At 69.5% G+C, this 18,279-nt stretch carries 22 protein-coding genes; 7 read left to right on the top strand and 15 right to left on the bottom strand.

What is annotated here, in order from left to right; all coding sequences use genetic code 11:
• Positions 1–10 precede the first annotated feature (10 nt).
• Positions 11–757, bottom strand: a complete 747-nt coding sequence (locus tag Vau01_RS13190; protein WP_203991527.1) for an ABC transporter permease — start codon at positions 755–757, stop codon at positions 11–13.
• Positions 754–1,476, bottom strand: a complete 723-nt coding sequence (locus Vau01_RS13195) for an ABC transporter ATP-binding protein (RefSeq protein WP_203991530.1) — start codon at positions 1,474–1,476, stop codon at positions 754–756. The genes Vau01_RS13190 and Vau01_RS13195 overlap by 4 nt, the downstream gene beginning before the upstream one ends.
• Positions 1,477–1,576: 100 nt before the next feature.
• Here Vau01_RS13195 and Vau01_RS13200 point away from each other — a divergent pair, with 100 nt between their 5' ends.
• The gene (locus tag Vau01_RS13200) at positions 1,577–2,230 is read left to right on the top strand and encodes a LuxR C-terminal-related transcriptional regulator (protein WP_203991532.1); all 654 of its coding nucleotides are present in this window, start codon (positions 1,577–1,579) and stop codon (positions 2,228–2,230) included.
• Positions 2,231–2,287: 57 nt separating this feature from the next.
• Here the strand turns inward: Vau01_RS13200 and Vau01_RS13205 are convergent, their stop codons facing one another.
• Entirely contained in the window at positions 2,288–3,181 is an 894-nt protein-coding gene (locus Vau01_RS13205; RefSeq protein ID WP_203991535.1) for a Sco1979 family transcriptional regulator, read from the bottom strand.
• Between the two features lie 102 nt (positions 3,182–3,283).
• Positions 3,284–3,523, bottom strand: a complete 240-nt coding sequence (locus Vau01_RS13210; protein WP_203991537.1) for a DUF397 domain-containing protein — start codon at positions 3,521–3,523, stop codon at positions 3,284–3,286.
• A 281-nt stretch (positions 3,524–3,804) separates the two neighbouring features.
• On the opposite strand from Vau01_RS13210, the gene Vau01_RS13215 reads away from it, so the two are divergent.
• The 3 genes from Vau01_RS13215 to Vau01_RS13225 are packed head-to-tail and all read left to right on the top strand — an operon-like array spanning position 3,805 to position 4,615.
• Positions 3,805–4,068 carry a hypothetical protein gene (locus Vau01_RS13215; RefSeq protein ID WP_203991539.1) on the top strand — a complete coding sequence of 88 codons (264 nt, stop codon included), beginning with the start codon at positions 3,805–3,807 and terminating at the stop codon, positions 4,066–4,068.
• A gap of 51 nt (positions 4,069–4,119) precedes the next feature.
• The gene (locus Vau01_RS13220; protein ID WP_203991541.1) at positions 4,120–4,287 is read left to right on the top strand and encodes a hypothetical protein; all 168 of its coding nucleotides are present in this window, start codon (positions 4,120–4,122) and stop codon (positions 4,285–4,287) included.
• A gap of 58 nt (positions 4,288–4,345) precedes the next feature.
• The gene (locus Vau01_RS13225) at positions 4,346–4,615 is read left to right on the top strand and encodes a hypothetical protein (protein ID WP_203991543.1); all 270 of its coding nucleotides are present in this window, start codon (positions 4,346–4,348) and stop codon (positions 4,613–4,615) included.
• Between the two features lie 124 nt (positions 4,616–4,739).
• Here Vau01_RS13225 and fabG read toward each other — a convergent pair whose 3' ends face one another.
• Positions 4,740–5,495, bottom strand: a complete 756-nt coding sequence (fabG, locus tag Vau01_RS13230) for a 3-oxoacyl-ACP reductase FabG (protein ID WP_203991545.1) — start codon at positions 5,493–5,495, stop codon at positions 4,740–4,742.
• Entirely contained in the window at positions 5,492–6,652 is a 1,161-nt protein-coding gene (locus Vau01_RS13235; RefSeq protein WP_203991547.1) for an acyl-CoA dehydrogenase family protein, read from the bottom strand. The genes fabG and Vau01_RS13235 overlap by 4 nt, the downstream gene beginning before the upstream one ends.
• A 92-nt stretch (positions 6,653–6,744) precedes the next feature.
• Here Vau01_RS13235 and Vau01_RS13240 point away from each other — a divergent pair, with 92 nt between their 5' ends.
• Positions 6,745–7,821 (top strand): alcohol dehydrogenase catalytic domain-containing protein, encoded by a 1,077-nt coding sequence (locus Vau01_RS13240; protein ID WP_203991550.1) that lies wholly within the window; start codon positions 6,745–6,747, stop codon positions 7,819–7,821.
• 7 nt (positions 7,822–7,828) lie between these two features.
• On the opposite strand, the gene Vau01_RS13245 is transcribed toward Vau01_RS13240, so the two are convergent.
• From Vau01_RS13245 to Vau01_RS13260, 4 genes are read right to left on the bottom strand one after another with little or no spacing between them, the layout of a single operon-like run.
• On the bottom strand, positions 7,829–8,422 hold the full coding sequence (locus Vau01_RS13245; protein WP_203991553.1) for a TetR/AcrR family transcriptional regulator: 594 nt from the start codon (positions 8,420–8,422) through the stop codon (positions 7,829–7,831).
• 59 nt (positions 8,423–8,481) lie between these two features.
• Positions 8,482–9,705, bottom strand: coding sequence for an acyl-CoA dehydrogenase family protein (locus Vau01_RS13250; protein ID WP_203991558.1), 1,224 nt, complete (start codon positions 9,703–9,705; stop codon positions 8,482–8,484).
• A complete protein-coding gene (locus Vau01_RS13255; RefSeq protein WP_239151555.1) occupies positions 9,705–10,661 on the bottom strand; it encodes a phosphotransferase family protein in 957 nt (318 codons plus the stop codon). The genes Vau01_RS13250 and Vau01_RS13255 overlap by 1 nt, the downstream gene beginning before the upstream one ends.
• Positions 10,662–10,673: 12 nt before the next feature.
• The gene (locus Vau01_RS13260; protein WP_203991565.1) at positions 10,674–11,423 is read right to left on the bottom strand and encodes an SDR family oxidoreductase; all 750 of its coding nucleotides are present in this window, start codon (positions 11,421–11,423) and stop codon (positions 10,674–10,676) included.
• A gap of 99 nt (positions 11,424–11,522) precedes the next feature.
• Here Vau01_RS13260 and Vau01_RS13265 point away from each other — a divergent pair, with 99 nt between their 5' ends.
• A complete protein-coding gene (locus Vau01_RS13265) occupies positions 11,523–12,740 on the top strand; it encodes an acetyl-CoA C-acetyltransferase (RefSeq protein WP_203991568.1) in 1,218 nt (405 codons plus the stop codon).
• 19 nt (positions 12,741–12,759) lie between these two features.
• Entirely contained in the window at positions 12,760–13,215 is a 456-nt protein-coding gene (locus Vau01_RS13270; protein WP_203991571.1) for a MaoC family dehydratase, read from the top strand.
• Positions 13,216–13,265: 50 nt separating this feature from the next.
• Here Vau01_RS13270 and Vau01_RS13275 read toward each other — a convergent pair whose 3' ends face one another.
• From Vau01_RS13275 to Vau01_RS13295, 5 genes are all read right to left on the bottom strand, one after another.
• Positions 13,266–14,549, bottom strand: coding sequence for an ABC transporter substrate-binding protein (locus Vau01_RS13275; RefSeq protein ID WP_203991574.1), 1,284 nt, complete (start codon positions 14,547–14,549; stop codon positions 13,266–13,268).
• Between the two features lie 67 nt (positions 14,550–14,616).
• Positions 14,617–15,759 (bottom strand): branched-chain amino acid ABC transporter permease, encoded by a 1,143-nt coding sequence (locus Vau01_RS13280; protein ID WP_203991577.1) that lies wholly within the window; start codon positions 15,757–15,759, stop codon positions 14,617–14,619.
• Complete coding sequence (locus tag Vau01_RS13285; protein WP_203991580.1) at positions 15,756–16,634, bottom strand: branched-chain amino acid ABC transporter permease; 879 nt, start codon at positions 16,632–16,634, stop codon at positions 15,756–15,758. The genes Vau01_RS13280 and Vau01_RS13285 overlap by 4 nt, the downstream gene beginning before the upstream one ends.
• 10 nt (positions 16,635–16,644) lie before the next feature.
• Positions 16,645–17,358 carry an ABC transporter ATP-binding protein gene (locus tag Vau01_RS13290; protein ID WP_203991582.1) on the bottom strand — a complete coding sequence of 238 codons (714 nt, stop codon included), beginning with the start codon at positions 17,356–17,358 and terminating at the stop codon, positions 16,645–16,647.
• Positions 17,355–18,191 (bottom strand): ABC transporter ATP-binding protein, encoded by an 837-nt coding sequence (locus Vau01_RS13295; RefSeq protein ID WP_203991585.1) that lies wholly within the window; start codon positions 18,189–18,191, stop codon positions 17,355–17,357. The genes Vau01_RS13290 and Vau01_RS13295 overlap by 4 nt, the downstream gene beginning before the upstream one ends.
• Positions 18,192–18,279 lie beyond the last annotated feature (88 nt).

Raw genomic sequence — 18,279 nt, forward strand, 5'->3', positions numbered from 1 at the left:
CACAAGTAAACTACTCCCACCGGAACAGTCTCGACGCGGCCCAGAACGCGATCCCCGCGAAAGCCGCGAGGAACACCACCAGGATCCACTCGGGAGCGGTGCCCGCCCACGACTCCTGCACGGTGATGCGGAACGCGCCCAGCGGCGTGAAGTCGCCCGTCCGGCTCAGCCAGTCGGGCATCTGCTCCTTCGGCAGGTACGCGCCGGCGAAGAACAGCGACGGGAAGAACAGCAGGAACCCGTAGCCGCTGCCGCCCCGCGCGGTCCGCGCCACCGCGGCCACCAGCATGCTGAGCCCGAACATCGCGGCGAGGCCGAACACGTACGACGCGATGAACCCGGGCAGGTGCTGCGGCGGCTTCATGTCGACGGCGAGCACGCCGACCACGAGCGTGAGCACCAGCGCCGCCAGCGACAGCGCCACGTGCACCGACAGGTACGCGAACAGCAGGGCGCTCGGCCTCGCCGGCGTCGTCGACAACCGTTTCAGGATTCCCCTTTCCCGGTAGGTGGCGAAGTAGGTCGGCAGCACGGTGAGCGCGAGCGCCGCCACCGCCAGCGTCGCCGCGAGCGCCGGCAGGGCCGAGTCGACGGCGCGGGCGCCGCCGAAGTTCGGGTCGGGCACCCGGCTGCTCGCCGGCAACCCGAACGCCAGCACCAGCGCCGTGGGGAGCACCAGCGCGAGCGGGATCGTGATGAAGTCGCGCGCGGCGAGCTTGAACTCCATGAGGGTCAGCTGCCTGAGTCCGGTCGTCATCGGTCGCTCCCAGTGGTCGTCAGGGTCACGTAGGCGTCTTCGAGAGAGGCGTCCGGGCCCGCGAGGGCCCGGATGCCGGCGGGCGTGTCGAGGGCGACCACCCGGCCGTTGTTGATCACGGCGATGCGGTCGCACAACCGCTCCGCCTCGTCCATGTAGTGGGTCACGAGCAGCACGGTGACGCCGCGGTCGCGGATCTGCGACACCATCCGCCAGGTCTCCCTGCGGGCGTGCGGGTCGAGGCCGGTGGTCAGCTCGTCGAGGATCGCCACCTCGGGATTGCCGATCAGGGCGAGAGCGATGGAGACGCGCTGCTTCAGGCCGCCGGAGAGCTTGCCGTACGCGGTCTTCCGGTGGCCGTCGAGGCCGAAGTCGGCAAGCAGTCCCGCCGGGTCGGCGGGGTCGCGGTAGAACGACGCGTACAGGGAAAGCGCTTCCCCCACCCGCATCTTGTCGGGCAGGTCGCCGCTCTGCAGTTGCACGCCGAGGCGGGTCCGGAGGGTGTCGCGCTCGCGGCGCGGGTCGAGGCCGAGCACCCGGATGGTTCCGGCGTCCGGCGTGCGGATGCCGGCGATGGACTCGACCGTCGTGGTCTTGCCGGCGCCGTTCGGGCCGACGATGCCGAAGATCTCGCCCCGCTCGACCGAGAAGGAGACATCCTCGAGCACCCGCCGCGCGCCGTAGGCCTTACGGAGCTGGGAAACGTCGATGACTGGCATGGGGAAAACGCTATGGATCACGCCGGCCCGCGGTAATGACGATGGATACCCACCCGGGTGTAGGTAACTACACCGGCGCCCTGGCCCTAGGCTCGCCCCCATGCGGGTTGTGCTGGCCGAGGATCTGGCGATTCTTCGGGACGGGCTGCGCCATCTCCTGACCGCCCACGGCTTCGACGTGGTGGCGGCGGTGTCGACCGGCCCCGAGTTGGCGGCCGCCCTCCCGAACCTCCAGCCCGATGTGGCCGTCGTCGACGTGCGACTGCCACCGACGCAGACCGACGAGGGCCTGCGGATAGCGCTTTCCGCGCGGCGGGAGCGGCCCGGGCTACCGGTGCTGGTGCTCTCGTCGCACGTCGAGCAGTTGTACGCCCGCGAGTTGCTCGCCGACGGTTCGGGCGGGGTCGGCTATCTGCTCAAGGACCGGGTGTTCAACTCCGAGCAGTTCGTCGACGCCGTGCGGCGGGTCGCCGCGGGCGGCACCGTGATGGACCCCGAGGTGATCGCGAAGCTGCTCGCCCGCAACTCCACCGACCAGCCGCTGGCAGCCCTGACCCCGCGCGAGCGGGAGGTGCTGGAGCAGATGGCCGAGGGCCGGTCGAACGCGGCGATCGGGCAGCGGCTGTTCCTGTCCGAGAGCGCGGTCGGCAAGCACACGGCCAGCATCTTCACCAAGCTCGGGCTCGCGCCGTCGGACGACGACAACCGGCGGGTGCTGGCCGTGCTCGCCTACCTCGACGGGACGCGCTCCTAGACACAACGGCGCGGGATTTCCGTAGCCGGGCGGCGCCGCGCCCGTCTCATAAGCTTTTCAGCGGTGATAGAGATCGATCTCCTGGAGGATCTTGTCCAGGATCTCCACCGTGCGGGTGGGCGACTCGGCCTCGATGCACAGCTGTTCCATCGCGAGGGCGTACTGGTCGCGGTCTTCCGGCTTGTCGAGGTAGAGCGCGCTCGTGAGCTGCTCGACGTAGACCACGTCGGGCAGTTCCTCCTCGGGGAAGCGCAGCATCGTGAACGCGCCGCCGGCACCGGCGTGGCCGCCGGCGTGGAACGGGATGACCTGCAGCCGCACGTGCGACATCTGTGCCACCTCGATGAGGTACTCGAGCTGGGCGCGCATCACGTCGCGGCCGCCGATCATCCGGCGCAGCGCGGCCTCGTCGACCACGAACCAGATCTCGGGCGGTGCGGTGCGGGTGAGCAGGCGCTTGCGGTCCATGCGGAGCTGGACGCGGCGCTCGATCTCCGCGTCGGAGGCGTCGCCGTGGCCGAGGCAGATGACGGCGCGGGCGTAGTCGGCGGTCTGGAGGAGACCCGGCACGAACTGCACCTCGTAGGTACGGATCATCTCCGCGGCCGACTCCAGGCCCATGTAGGACTGGAACCAGCTGGGCATGACGTCGCCGTACCGGTGCCACCACCCGGGCGTGTTCGCCTCCCGGGCGAGGGACAGCAGCGCCGCACGCTCCTTTTCGTCGGTGACGCCGTACAGCGTGAGCAGGTCGGCGACGTCGCGCTCCTTGAAGCCGACGCGGCCAAGCTCGATACGGCTGATCTTGGACTCGGAGGCGCGGATCTCGTACCCGGCCGCTTCCCGGGTGACATTGTTCGCCTCGCGGAGCGTGCGGAGCTGGTTGCCCAGCAGAATACGCAGCACGGTCGGCCCACCGGCCGACCCAGGTTCCGGCTGGGCCGTCGTCACGAAATACCTCCGGTTACTGAGAGGCGACCCGACGTCAGGCCGCTGCTCTCCCCCGTAGGCATGCTATGACCAATCGGTAACCGGCGAAACTGCCGGTTCAGGTCACGTGATCAGATCGTCGAAGTCCCCATCCTTCGCGCCGAGGATGAATGCCGCAATCTCCGCGGGTGTGTAGATCAGCGCGGGACCCTCCGGATCACGGGAGTTCCGCACCGCGACACCCCTGCCGTCGGGAAGCTCGGCAACTTCGACGCAGTTGCCGCTCGGGTTGCTCCGACGACTCTTCCGCCAGGCCAGGACGGGTAAATCACTGGCCGACGATCTCACACTCACTTCGCTCATGTGTGTCTCTCTATGTCTCAGGCGGGACTGGGTGCTCTGTCGAGCGGTGAATCCGTCATCTGCACGTGCATCCGCTCTTGCGCCTGCATGCGACGCGGAGGATGATATCGCACAGGGAGTGAGGATCGGCCAGGCACAGACATGCTCAATGACGACTTATGAGGCCGAAAGGGTTGCTCTTCATCCAGACGGGTGACCAACCGAAACTCCCCGCTACTTCCCCAGCTACATAGCGCAAAACTTCCCCACCCGGACGGCACGCAGGCGGGAGGCAACCAGGCATGCCGGTCCCCACGATCGACCCAGAACTCCGCGATCCAGCAGATGTGGCGCCTACCGACAGTTACCAGCGCTTCGACCCGGTCTGGGTCTTCCGCGGCGGCAACTGGCGGGCGGGAGTGATCGAAGCCGCGTCCGCACGCGCCGCGATGGTCACGTATCGCCCGAGCGACTCCCGTGGCACGGGCGTCGATACGTTGACCGCGCGGTTCGTTCTCGCCCGTGCTGATCGGGACCCCCTGCTCGATCGCGTCACCACCTCGTAGTACGCACCACGGCACCGTCCCGCCCGCTTCAACCCCCTCGAAAGGTTCGCCATGATCGCCATGGTCGGCCTGCTGGCGCTCCTCACCGGCGTCGCGATCGGCTGGTACCTGCGTCGCATCAACTCGTGGTGCCCGCAGTGCGGCGACCACGTCACCTGCGCCAGTTGTGGCGAACGACCGATCTTGTCCATCCCGGCAAGGTCGTGGCGGGGTCGCTGACGAATGCCGGCCACCCCCGGCCGGCCTGATGGGAGGGCCCTGATGGGAGGGCGCAGCGATGGACGCTGACCGCGAGCGTGCGTACAACGGGGTCGGCCGGCGGGCCGCGCAGAACTTCGACACGGCCTACCGGTCCCGCTGGACGGTCAACGCGGCCGGCGGACGCCGCCTGCCGGCGTTCCCGGTGGAACTGCCTCCGGTGGAGAGGCGGTCGGCGGTGCCTCCCGCCGGGCGTCTCGATCTGGGTCCGCTGATGCGGCTGGCTCAGGAGGCGTGCTGGGCACGGTTCTTCAATCGGCCTCGGCATTCGGCCATTGCGGATGCCTAGGGACTGGTAGCTACGGTCCGCCGCGTCGGTCAGGGCCAGATCGGCGCGGCGGACCGGACCTGCTCGGCCTTCTCAGCGGACGCTGGCGTCTGACCCGCGCCGGCGCCCGCTGCTTTGGCGATCCTCAGCGGGCGCCGCCGTTCACGTACAGGGTCTGGCCGCTCACGTAGGACGCGTCGTCGCTGGCGAGGAACGCGATCACCGACGCCACCTCCTCCGGCTGGCCGACCCGGCGTAGCGGAGTGCTCGCCGCGACGTGCTTCTGGTGCTCCTCCGGCGTCGCGCCGACGCGTTCGGCGGTGGCGGCGGTCATCGCGGTGGCGATGTAGCCGGGTGCCACGGCGTTGACGTTGATGTTGAATTGCCCGAGTTCGATCGCCAGCGTCGCGGTCAGCCCCTGAACGCCGGCCTTGGCGGCCGCGTAGTTGACCTGTCCGCGGTTGCCCAGCGCAGACCGGCTGCTCAGGTTGACGATCTTGCCGTAGCGCTGCTCCACCATGTACTTCTGCACCGCCTGGCAGCACAGGAACATGCTGGTCAGGTTCGTGGTGAGCACGGCGTTCCAGTCTGCCTCGGGCATCTTGAACAGCATGTTGTCGCGGGTGATGCCGGCGTTGTTGACCAGGATGTCGACGCGTCCCCACGTCTCGAAGACCTGCCCGGCCATCGCGGTGACGGCGTCCGCGTCGGTCACGTCGCAGCCGATCGCGAGCGCGCGGCCGCCGTCAGATGTGATCTTTTCCACGATCGACGCCGAACGATCCGCTGTGAGATCGACCACTGCGACGCGCGCACCGCCCTGTGCGAGCATCGCCGCGGTGGCGGCGCCGATTCCCTGTGCGCCACCGGTGACGACGGCAACCCGGTCGGTGAACCTCACGTTGTTCCTCCGAATGCGTTGATTCCGGTGAGGGCACGGCCGATCAGCAGTTCCTGGATCTGGCTCGTGCCCTCGTACAGGGTCATGACCCGGGCGTCGCGCAGGTACTTGCCGACCGGGTACTCGTCGATGTAGCCGTAACCGCCGAACACCTGCAGCGCGTTGTTCGCCGCGCGCACGGCGGCCTCGCTCGCGAACAGCTTCGCCATCGACGCCTCGGTGGCGAACGGCTCGCCGCGGTCGATCAGGTCGGCCGTTCTCCACACCAGCATCCGGGCGGCCTCGGTGTCGACGGCGATGTTCGCGAGCAGGCTCTGCACCAGTTGATGGGCGGCGATCGGCTTGTCGAACTGCACGCGCTGCCGCGCGTAGGCGACCGCCGCGTCGAGGCAGCCCTGCGCGATGCCGACGCACCCGGCCGCCACGGACATGCGTCCCTTGGCGAGCGCGGTCATCGCCACGCGAAAGCCCTTTCCTTCCGGGCCCAGCATCGCGTCGGCCGGGACGCGGACGTGGTCGAACACCAGCTCGGCCGTGGCCTGGCCGCGCAGGCCGAGCTTGCCGTGGATCTCGCGGCGGGTCAGGCCCGCCGCGGTGGTGGGGACGAGGAAAGCGCTTACCCCGCGGTGACCGGGGCCGCCGGTGCGGGCGAACACCAGCACCACGTCGGCCCAGGTGCCGTTGGTGATGAACATCTTCGAGCCGGTGATGAGGTAGTCGCCGCCGTCCTTGTCGGCTCGGGTCTTGAGGGAGGCCGCGTCGGACCCGGTGTCGGGCTCGGTGAGCGCGAAGCAGGCAAGCGCTTTCCCGGAACACAGGCGCGGCAGCCACTCCCGCTGCTGCTCCGGCGTCCCGAACCCGGCGATCGACTTGCCGACGAGCCCGAGCGACACCGACACCATGCCGCGCACGGCGGAGTCGCCCCGGCCGAGCTCCTCGAGCACCAGGCAGTAGGTGAGGTGGTCGCCGTCCGAACCGCCGTGCTCCTCGGGGATGGTGAGCCCGAGGAACCCGAGGTCGCCGAGCTTCTCGACGATGCCGGTGTCGACCCGCTCGCGCCGGTCCCACTCGGCGGCGTGGGGCACGATCTCGCGGTCGACGAACCCGGCCGCAAGCTCCCGGACGGCCTGTTGCTCCGGGCTGAGGGTGAGGTCCATGGCGGGAGACTACCCGCATTAAACTTCCAGTGTTAGGTTTCTCCGCGCAGAAGGTGGCGGGGTACGGTTCGCGGATCCGGAGGGGAGACACGATGGTCAGAGCGCTGGTTTCGCGGGGCGTCGACGGGCCGCTCGTGGTCGAGGACATCACGCTGCCCGACCTCGGTCCGGACAGCGTCCGGGTCAGGGTCCGCGCGGCCGGGGTCTGCCACTCCGACCTGTCGATGATCAACGGCACGCTCGCGCCGAGCTTTCCGCTCGTGCTCGGCCACGAGGCGGCCGGCGTCGTGGTCGCGGCGGGCGATCGGGTGACGCACGTGAGCGCCGGCGACGAGGTGGTGCTCAACTGGTCACCGGCCTGCCGGCAGTGCTGGCACTGCACCCACGGTCAGCCGTGGCTGTGCGAGACGGCCGCCGGCCCGGCGAAGCCCGGCGGCACAACGGCGGACGGCACTCCGGTGAGCGTCACGCTCGGGCTCGGAGCGCTCGCCGAGGAGGTGCTCGTGCCGGGGAACGCCGTCGTCAAGGTCCCGGCCGGCGTGCCGGCCGACGTGGCGGCGCTGCTCGGCTGCGCGGTGCTCACGGGTACGGGGGCCGTACGCAACACCGCCGCCGTCCGGGACGGCGAGTCCGTCCTGGTGATCGGGCTGGGCGGGGTCGGGCTGTCGGTGGTGCTCGCCGCGCGGGCGGCCGGGGCCGCGCCGGTGATCGCGGTGGACGTGTCCGAGGCCAAGCGCCCGCTCGCCGAGGCGGTCGGCGCCACCGACTACCTGGTCTCCGACGAGCGGCTCGCCAAGGCGGTGCGCGGGCTCACCGAGGGGCGCGGCGTCGACCACGCCTTCGAGTGCGTCGGCCGGTCGGCGACGATCCAGGCCGCGTGGCGGGCCACCCGCCGCGGTGGCCAGGTGACCGTCGTCGGCATGGGACGCCGCGACGACATGGTCAGCCTCGGCGCGCTGGACATCTTCCACTCCGCGAAGGTGCTGCGGTCGTCGGTGTACGGGGCCGCTGATCCCGACCGCGACGTGCCGGCGCTCGCCGCCTCCGTGCTCAACAAGACGTTGAACCTCGGGCCGCTGATCACCGATCGCATCGAGCTCGATGACGCACCAGGAGCGTTCGAGCGCATGGCCCGCGGCGAGGGCGGCCGGTCGGTGGTCGTGTTCTGAGGACGCCCTACTGAAGCAGTGCGGCCACCATCCGCCGCATGATGGCCTCCGCGTCGTCGATCGGCATCTGGAGGGCGTCGCGCATCATCGACCACGACGACCACGTGCTCGCCACCGTGATCGCGTTCACCAGCTGGTCGCGTTCCACGGCCGACGCCAGCTCCGTCTCGAAGACCTCCTCGATCTGGCGGCGCGCCCGGGCGATGTTGCGGGCCCGGTTGATCCGCAGCTGGGCCGAGAACGGCTCGCGCAACGACGACGCCCGTGCCGACGGCGCCAGCATCTCGAGCACCTCGACGCGCTGGGAGCAGAACTCCTCCACCCGTTCGACGAGCGGCAACTCCGGCTCGATGCGCCGGTACATGGCGTCCTGGCGCTCCTTGACCAGTTCACCGGACGCCGCGAACAGCGTCTCCATGTCCTTGAAGTTCGTCCACAGGGTGCGTAGCGATACCCCGGCCCGCTCGGCGATGCGTTCGCCGGTGGGCTTGAGGTCACCCTCGTCGATCAGGGCGAGGTGTGCGGCCACGATCGCCCGTCGGGTGCGCTCGGAGCGCGCCGACCGGCCGTCGACCCGATTCGACGCTTCGATGTCGGTCATCGCAAGCTGTCCTTCGTCGGTTTGTAGTGGTCAGGGGCTCGCCAGGCCAAGCGGGAAGTCTAGACCTGTCCCGAAGCGGCCCGATATGGGGCTAGTTCGCGGCGTGCCAGCGAACGGCGGTGGACCTCGTCCGGGCCGTCGGCCAGACGCAGTGATCGGGCGCCGCTCCACAGGCGCGCCAACGGCGTGTCCTGGCTCACGCCGGCGGCGCCGTGGGCCTGGATCGCCTTGTCGAGGATCCATTCCACCGTCGACGGCACGGCGATCTTGATGGCTTGGATCTCGGTGTGCGCGCCCTGATTGCCCACGGTGTCCATCAGCCAGGCGGTCTTCAGCACCAGGAGGCGCGCCTGCTCGACGCGGACCCGGGCCTCGGCGATCCAGTCCTGCACCACACCCTGGTCGGCAAGCGCTTTCCCGAACGCGGTGCGCGCCACCGCGCGGCGGCACATGAGCTCGATCGCGCGCTCGGCCGTGCCGATGAGGCGCATGCAGTGGTGGATCCGGCCGGGGCCGAGGCGGGCCTGGGAGATCGCGAACCCGTCGCCCTCGCCGCCGATGAGGTTCTCGGCCGGCACCCGCACGTTGTCGAACACGACCTCGCCGTGGCCGCCGTGGTCGTCGTCGGAATAACCGAAGACCCGCATGGCGCGGACGACGCTCAGCCCGGGGGTGTCGCGCGGAACCAGGATCTGGCTCTGCTGCCGGTGCCGGGGCGCGGCCGGATCGGTCTTGCCCATCACGATGAAGATGCGGCAGTTCGGGTTCAGCGCGCCGGTGATGAACCACTTCCGGCCGTTGACGACGTACCCGTCGCCGTCGCGTTCGATGCGGGTCTCGACGTTCGTCGCGTCGGACGAGGCGACCGCCGGCTCGGTCATCGCGAACGCCGACCGGATCCGCCCCTCCAGCAACGGTTCCAGCCACTCCTTGCGCTGCGCCTCGGTGCCGAACTGCGCCAGCAGTTCCATGTTGCCGGTGTCGGGCGCGGCGCAGTTGAGCGCCATCGGCCCCAGCCCGCTGCGTCCGGTGATCTCGGCGAGCGGCGCGTACTGCAGGTTGGTCAGGCCCGCGCCGTGCTCGCCGGGAAGGAACAGGTTCCACAGGCCGCGCCGGCGCGCCTCGGCGCCCAGTACGGCGACGACCGGTGGGATCGACCACGGGTCGTTCCGCTGTTCCAACTCCCGGGCGAACACCGGCTCGGCCGGGAAAACGTGTTCCTCCATGAACGCGAGGAGCCGGTCCCGGTACTCGACGGTCGTTGCGTCGTACGCGAAGTCCATCAGTTCTCCCCCAGGAAGTCGTGTCCCATCGCGGCGAGCGGGGCCACCCGTTCGCCGACCACGTCGAAGCCGTCGCCCACCGTCAGCCCCTGCGTGAAACGGAAGTGGATGCCCTCCGAGATGACGGCGAGCTTGAACGCGGCCATCGCCCGGTACCAGTGCAGGTCGGAGACGTCGCGCCCGGACCGGGACGCGTATTGGGAGACCATGTCGTCGAGGCTCGGATGCCCGGGCACCGACAGGGTCCGGTCGGCCGTGTAGAGGAGCAGCAGCGCCAGGTCGCTGAGCGGGTCGCCGAGCGTCGACATCTCCCAGTCGAGCACGCCGACGATCCGGGTTCCCACCGCGATCGCGTTGTCGATGCGGAAGTCGCCGTGCACGATCGTCCCCTGCCGCACCGGCGGCGGCGAAGCGGCCAGAAGCAGATGCAGCTCATCCAGCCCGGGAACCGAACGGCTGCGCGACAGGTCGAGCTGCTTCTTCCAGCGCCGCACCTGGCGCTCGTTGTAGCCGTCGGGCCGCCCGAAGTCGCCCAGCCCGACCGATCCGTAGTCCACGGCATGCAGATCCGCCAACCGGTCGACAAGATCGAAGATGAGCGACGGGACGAACGCCGCCAGGGACGACGCTTCCCGGTGCACGTCACCCTCGACGAACTGCATCACGTAGAACGGCGCGCCGACGAGGTCCGGGTCGGCGGAGAACGTGATGGTCGACGGCACCGGGTAGCCCGTCGGGGAGAGCGCTGTCAACACGCGGTACTCGCGGCCCATGTCGTGCGCGGTGGCGAGCACGTGACCGAGCGGCGGGCGCCGCACCACCCACCGGTCGGTGCCGTCGGTGACGACGTACGTCAGGTTCGACCGGCCGCCGGCGATCACCTCGCCCGACAGGTCACCGCGCACCAGGCCGGGAACCGCGTCGTCGAGGTAACGGCGGAGGACATGGAGGTCCAACCCGGGAAGCATTCAGGCCCGCCCGAGGAGCGCGCCGCCGTCGATCGCGAGGGTCTGTCCGGTGATCCAGGCCGCGTCGTCCGACACGAGGAACGCCACCGCACCCGCGACGTCGGACGGCACGCCCAGTCGCTTCAACGGGTAAGCGCTTGCCGCCGCCTCTTCGTCGTTCTCGTACAGCGCGGAGGCGAAGCGCGTCTTCACCACGGCCGGCGCCACCGCGTTCACCCGCACGTTGGGCGCGAGCTCCGCGGCCAGATTCATCGTGAGGTGGTTCAGCGCCGCCTTGGTGACGCCGTAGAACGCGATCCCGCCCGACGGGCGCAGCCCCGCCATCGAGGACACGTTCACGATCGCCCCGCCCCGCTCCGCCAGCCCGGTGCGGCACAGTTCCTGCACCCAGGCCAGCGAGCTCAGCACGTTGACCTCGAAGATCTTCCGCGCGGCGGCGAGGTCGAGCTCGGCCAGCGACCCGTACACGGGGTTGATCCCGGTGTTGTTGACGAGGATGTCGACCGGCCCGAACGCCGCGCCCACCCGTTCCACGGCCTCCGACCGGTGGTCGGCGTCGTCGGCCTTGCCGGGAATCGCGACGGCGTGATCAGCGCCGAGGGACGCGACGGCTTCGGCCAGCGCCTCCGGCTTGCGGGCGGTGATGCCGACCTTCGCGCCCTCGGCCACCAGCCGGGTCGCGATGCCGAGCCCGATACCGCGGCTGGCGCCGGTGACGATGGCCACCCGGCCGGCAAGACGTCCAGTCATACGCTCCCCTATTTATGCATCGTAAGTGCAGATACTATGGAGCCAGCCCCAGGAAAGCAACGCCGGGTATGCCAGAACCGACCCGAGAGGACCCCCACCGTGGCCGAGGCCGTCATCGTCTCCACCGCCCGCTCCCCCATCGGACGCGCCGGCAAAGGGTCCCTGACCCAGCTGCGCCCCGACGATCTCGCCACCACGATCGTGCGCGCCGCGCTCGACAAGGTGCCGCAGCTCGACCCCGCCACGATCGACGATCTCATGGTCGGCTGCGCCCAGCCGGCCGGCGAGCAGGGTTACAACCTCGCCCGGGTGATCGCCGTGAAACTCGGGCTCGACACGCTGCCCGGCACCACCGTCAACCGGTACTGCTCGTCGTCGCTGCAGACCACCCGCATGGCGTTCCACGCCATCAGGGCCGGCGAGGGCGACATCTTCGTCTCGGCCGGCGTGGAATGCGTCTCCCGCTACGGAAAGGGACGCAGCGACGGCCTCCCCGACACCCACAACCCCGACTTCGCCGAGGCGCTGGAGCGCACGGCGAAGCGGGCGGAGACCAACGAAGCGTGGCACGACCCGCGCGAGGACAGCCTGATCCCCGACATCTACATCGCGATGGGCCAGACCGCCGAGAACCTGGCGTACGCCAAGGGAATCACGAGAGAACTCCAGGACGAGTTCGGCGTCCGCTCCCAGAACCTCGCCGAAGCGGCCATCGCGAGCGGCTTCTGGGCCCGCGAGATCACGCCCGTCACGCTTCCCGACGGCACGGTGGTGAGCAGGGACGACGGTCCGCGCGCCAACGTCACGCTGGAGGCCGTCGCCAACCTCAAGCCGGTCTTCCGGCCCGACGGCACGGTGACCGCCGGCAACTGCTGCCCGCTCAACGACGGCGCCGCCGCGGTCGTGATCATGTCGGACACGAAGGCCCGCGAACTGGGCGTCACGCCGCTCGCGCGGATCGTCTCGACCGGCGTGTCGGCGCTGTCGCCGGAAATCATGGGGCTCGGACCGGTGGAAGCCTCGCGCCAGGCGCTCGCCCGCGCGAAGATGACCATCGACGACGTCGACCTGGTCGAGATCAACGAGGCGTTCGCGGCGCAGGTCGTCCCCAGCGCGGCCGACCTCAGCCCCGACTGGGAGAAGCTCAACGTGAACGGGGGTGCGATCGCGGTCGGTCATCCGTTCGGCATGACCGGCGCCCGGATCACGACCACCCTCATCAACTCGCTCGGCTGGCACGACAAGCAGATCGGCCTGGAGACGATGTGCGTCGGCGGCGGCCAGGGCATGGCAATGATCATCGAGAGAATGAGCTGAGCTGAAAGGAGAGCCGTACATGCGGATCTTCACCTCCCCCGAGGATCTCACCGCCGCCGTCGGTGAGCACCTGGGCTACAGCGACTGGCACGTGATCGACCAGGACCGGGTGAACAAGTTCGCCGACGCCACCGGCGACCACCAGTGGATCCACGTCGACACCGAGAAGGCCGCCGCCGGACCGTTCAAGACGACGATCGCGCACGGGTTCCTGTCGCTGTCGTTGTTCCCGGCGCTCACGCCCGAGATCTACGCGATCGAGGGCGTGCGGATGGGCATCAACTACGGCACGAACAAGGTGCGGTTCCCGTCGCCGCTGCCGGTCGGCAGCAAGGTCCGCGCGGGCGCCACGCTGATGAGCGTCGAGCAGACGAAGGACGGCGGCTACCAGGTCACCAACGAGGTGACGCTGGAGCGGGAGGGCGGCGAGAAGCCGATCTGCGTCGCGCAGACCGTCGCCCGTCTTTATTTCTGACAGACGAAGCGGGCCGCCACCCCGTTGTGGCGGCCCGCTCGCGTGTCACATCAGGACGGAATGCCGTTGCCCGGCGGCGCGGTGGCCTTCTCCGAGTACTCCTTCACGGCGCCGTCGGCCTCGTCGGTCTCCAGCACCGGGCCAAACGCGGCCTGTGACCCGCCGGAGATCTTGCCCATCTGCATGCCGCCGATGCCCGAGTGGTCGGTCTTCGAGTACCGGTACGGGCCGGCCGCGGCGTTCTTGAAGCCGCCCGACTGGATCGCCTCGATGATCTTGTCACGGGTCAGGTTCTTGCCGGCCTTCTGCAGCGCCTGCACGGTCAGGTAGCCCACGGTCATGCCGAACACGATGTTGTTGTCGAACGGCGCGTTCGCGTTGTGTTCCGCGTTGACCTTCTTGTAGAGCTGGATCCACGGGTTCGACTCGTCGGTCGCGATCGGCAGGTAGCCGACGCTGAGCAGACCCTCGAGGAGGCCCTTGTTCTGGCCGAGCAGGCCGGAGAGCGTCAGGTTGTCGGCGCCGACGCTGGAGACCACCCACTGCGGCTTGAACGCGAGCTGCGCGGCGGTGCCCAGCGCCCGGGCGGTGAAGCCGGGAATGGTGCCGGAGATGACGACCTGGCAGCCGGCCGTCTTGAACGCCTGGATCTGCGGCGTGATGTTGGCGTTGGAGGTGACGTACTTCTGCTTCTCCTTGACGCCGGCCGGGGTCAGGATCTTCTCGACGCCGGCGAGGCTGTCGCGGCCGAAGTCGTCGTCCTGGCCGAAGTGGCAGACGGTCTGGCCGGAGAAGTTCTGCTTCACGTAGTCGGCCATGATCTTGCCCTCGACCGTGTAGTCAGGCTGGAAGCCGAACGTGCCCGGGTACTTGTCGGGCTGGTCCCAGCTACGGCTGCCGGACGCGACGAACAGGTCGGGAACCTTCTGCTGCTTGAGGAAGTCGAGCACGCCGGTGTGGGTGGGCGTCCCCAGACCGTTGAGGATCGCGAAGACCTTGTCCTCCAACACCAGCTTGCGCACCAGGTTCTGGGTGTTCGCCGGGTTGTAGGCGTCGTCCTCGATCAGGTATTTGATCTGACGGCCGTGCACGCCGCCGTTCTTGTTGACGTAGTCGAAGTATGCCTTGGTGGCGGGCGCGATCTTCGAGTAACCGGCCGCGGCCGGACCGGTCAGCGGCATGTGCGTGCCGAAGGTGATCGAATCGGCGGTGACACCGGGAACGTTCTCGGCGGTGCCGCCCTCGTCGGGTGCTTCGTCGGAGCACGCGGCGACCGCCGCAACGAGCGTGAGCGCGGCGGCGATCGCGATGCCGCGCCGTGCGATGCGATGCATGGCTCTCCTGTTCGGGTGGGTTGGTGGTGGGTTTCCTGCGAAGAGGGTGGGTTCGGGTTCTACAGGTTCAGGCTTTACGGGCACGCAGGCGCCGGCGGATGGCGAAACCGGCCTTGCGGAACGCGCCCTGGATGCCGCCGGGCGCCAGAAGCATCACGATGATCAGGGTGAGCCCGAAGATCGCCAGCGGCAGGTTTCCTTCGAGCTTGTTGGCCATGGCCCGGCTCATCTCGAAGCTGCGGGTCATTTCGGTGGTGAGATACGGGAGGACGACGAGCAGCAGCGCGCCCCACGCCGCGCCGAACAGGCTTCCCAGCCCGCCGAGCACGATCGCGAGCAACAGGTTGAGCGAGAGCGTCAACCCGAAGACGCTGGGCGACACGCTCTGCGAGATGACCGCGAGCACGCCGCCGCCGAGACCGGCGCACGCCGCGCTCACCACGAACGCCAGCACCTGAGTGCGGGCGACATGGATGCCGCACAACCGGGCGGCCACCTCGTCGTCCCGGACGGCTTTGAACGAACGGCCGAACCGGCTCTGTACGAGGTTGGCGACGAACAGCACCGCCACCAGGGCGCAGATGATGGCGATCCAGGCCAGCCACCGCTCGGGCGGGAAGTACGGGCCGAGCGCGGCCGGCGACGGTTCGACGTAGACCGACAAGCCCTGGTCGGCGTTGAAGACGCTCGCGAACCGCGTGGTGAATGCCGGCACGACGAGCGCGACCGCGAGCGTCACGCCGGCGAGGTACGGGCCGCGCAGCCGGGCCGCGCACATCCCGATGACGAGACCCGCGAGCGACGCGACGATCACGCCCAACGGCAACGACACCAGCAGCGTCCAGTTGCCGAGGAGGTTGCGGTCGCTGAACTCGTTCTGCATCAACGCGACCGTGTACGCGCCGCACGCCATGAACGCGCCGTGCCCCAACGACAGTTGACCGTTGAGCCCGGTGAGCATCGTGAGCCCGACCGTGACGCACAGGTACGCGGCGACGGTCGCCAACTGGTAGTTGCGGAACGGCTCGATGCCGTAGCTGATGAAGTAGACGAGGATCGCGCCGACGGCCACCCAGATCAGGTGCCGCAGCAGGGTCGAGCCGCCACGGCCCGGCAGTGCCGGCGCGATGCCGGCGGAAACGAAGCGGCGCAAGGGCGAACGCTGCGGCGTCACCGGCACGGTCTCGCGCGCTTTTTCCGTGGTCGTCATACCGTCCTCGCTCGCACGCTGGAGAAGATTCCGCCCGGCCGGAACAGCAGGACGCCGAGCAGCACCACGAGCACCGCGATGGGCGTCACGGCGGCGCCGAGGTATCCGCTGACGTAGGACAGGATCAGCCCGACGATGATGCCGCCGACGACGGCGCCGACCGGGCTGTCGAGACCACCCACCACGGCGGCCGTGAACGCGGACGCGAACACGAGGTCCATCGCGTGCGGATGCAGGCCGAGTTCGGTGGGCAGGATGAGGATGCCGGCGAGCGAACCGACCAGCGCCGCCAGCGCCCAGCCCAGCGTGAGCATCCGGCCGACGCGCACACCCAGCAGTCGCGACACCTCGGGCGCGAACGCCGCGGCCCGCATCCGTAGCCCGATCGCGGTGCGCGTGAACAGCAACGCCAGCAGCACCACGATCGTGGCGACCGACCCGTAGATGAACAGGTCGTACTGGGTCATCAGCGGTACGCCGCCGACCTCGATCGCCGCGGTGCCGAACGGATGGTTCGCCGCCCGGTACTCGCCGCCCCAGATGATGCCGACGACCGCGGTGAGGAACAGCACCAGCCCGAGCGCGACGATGACGTCGTTGAGCGGATTCGCGTGGCCGACGAACCGCATCAGCCCGCGCTCCACGGCCGCGCCGAGCAGGAACCCGCCGACGAGCCCGACCACGAGCCCCAGCAGGTACGAGCCGGTCGAGTCGGAGACGAGGTAGGCCGCGTACGCGGTGACCACGGCCATCGCGCCCTGCGCGAAGTTCACCACCCGCGCGGCCCGCCAGATGAGCACCAGCGCGAGCGCGAACGCGGCGTAGATCGCGCCCCTCGACACGCCGTCGAAGGTGAGGAAGACAAAGCGTTCCAAGGCAATCCCCCTAGAAACCGAGGTACGCGTGGCGGAGGGACTCGTCGTCGCGCAACCGGTCGGCGTCGGTGGTCATGACGACGCGGCCGAGCGACATCACCACGCCCTGGTCGGCGATCGACAACGCGCTGCGGACGTTCTGCTCCACCAGCAGCACGGTGAGACCGGTGGAGTCACGCAACCGCCGCAGCAGCGCCATGATCTGCGCTGTCACCTTCGGCGCGAGACCGAGCGACGGTTCGTCGAGCAACAACAGTTCGGGACGCGCGATCAGCGCCCGCCCCACCGCGAGCATCTGCCGTTCCCCGCCGGACAACTGGTGCCCGAGATGGCGGCGCCGGCGGGCCAACGGCTCGAACAGCTCGTAGACCTCGTCGGTGGCCTTCTTCGCGTCGGCCTTGTCCTTGCGCCACAACCCGCCGAGCCGCAGGTTCTCCTCGACGGTGAGTTCGGCGACGACGCCGCGGCCCTCGGGCACGTGCGCGATGCCGCGCTGCACGTACTGCTCGACCTTGCAGCCGCGCAGATCGGTGCCGTTGTACGTGACGCTGCCGCCGGTCGGCTTCACCAGGCCGGTGAGCGTGCGCAGCAACGTGGTCTTGCCGGCGCCGTTGGCGCCCAGCACCGCGGTGATCGTCCCCTGTGGAACGGTGAGGTTCACGTCGCGCAGGACGGGCACCGCGCCGTAGCCGGAGCTGAGGTCCTTCACTTCCAGCAGCGTCATGACGTGACCTCCGCACCGAGATAGGCCTCGGCGACCGCGGGGTTGTCGCGGATCTCCTGCGGCGTACCGGATGCGATGACGCGGCCGAAGTCGAGCACGACGATTCCCGTGCACACCTGCATCACCAGGTCCATGTGGTGCTCGACCAGCATCACCGAGCAGGCTCCCTCCGACCGCGCGGGCAACCCGACGATCAGCGCGGCCAGTTCCTCGATGTCCTCCGCGGAGAGACCGCCGGCGGGCTCGTCGAGCAGCAGCAGCCGCGGCCTCGCCACCAACGCCCGGGCCAGGGCGACGCGCTTGCGCACCGCGTACGGCAACGTCTCCGGGTAGGCACCGGCGTGGTCGGCGACGCCCAGCTCGTCGAGCCGGGCGACCGCCTCGGCGCGCAGCCGGCGCTCGTCGCGGTCGCTGCGGGGCAGCCCGAACAGCGCCGACAGGAAACCCGCGTCGGACGTGTGCGTCGCGCCGGCCATCACGTTCTCCAGCACCGACAGGCCCCGGAACAGCCCGACACCCTGGAGGGTGCGCACGATTCCCCGGCGCGCCAGCTGGTGCGGCTTCGGCCGCAACGGCCGGCCGTCGAACGTGATGCTTCCGTTGCTGGGCTCCACGAACCCGCACACGACGTTGAACAGCGTGGTCTTTCCGGCACCGTTGGGCCCGATGACACCGACGACGCTGCCGGCCGGAACGGCCAGCGACACGTCTTCCAGTGCCACCAGGCCACCGAAGTTCACGCCGATGCCGCTCAGGTCGAGGCTGGCACCGGTGTTGCGGATACCGGTACTGCCGATACCGGTATCCGGGGGATCAGCGGACGGCGGGCTCATCTTCACCTCTGGGGTGGGGTGGGGCGCTACCGCGCCGGGGACGCGCCTGGTGATGCGAGGTACGAGCCGATCAAAGTAATTACATCGG

This window comes from Virgisporangium aurantiacum, assembly GCF_016863635.1.
GTDB lineage: Bacteria > Actinomycetota > Actinomycetes > Mycobacteriales > Micromonosporaceae > Virgisporangium > Virgisporangium aurantiacum.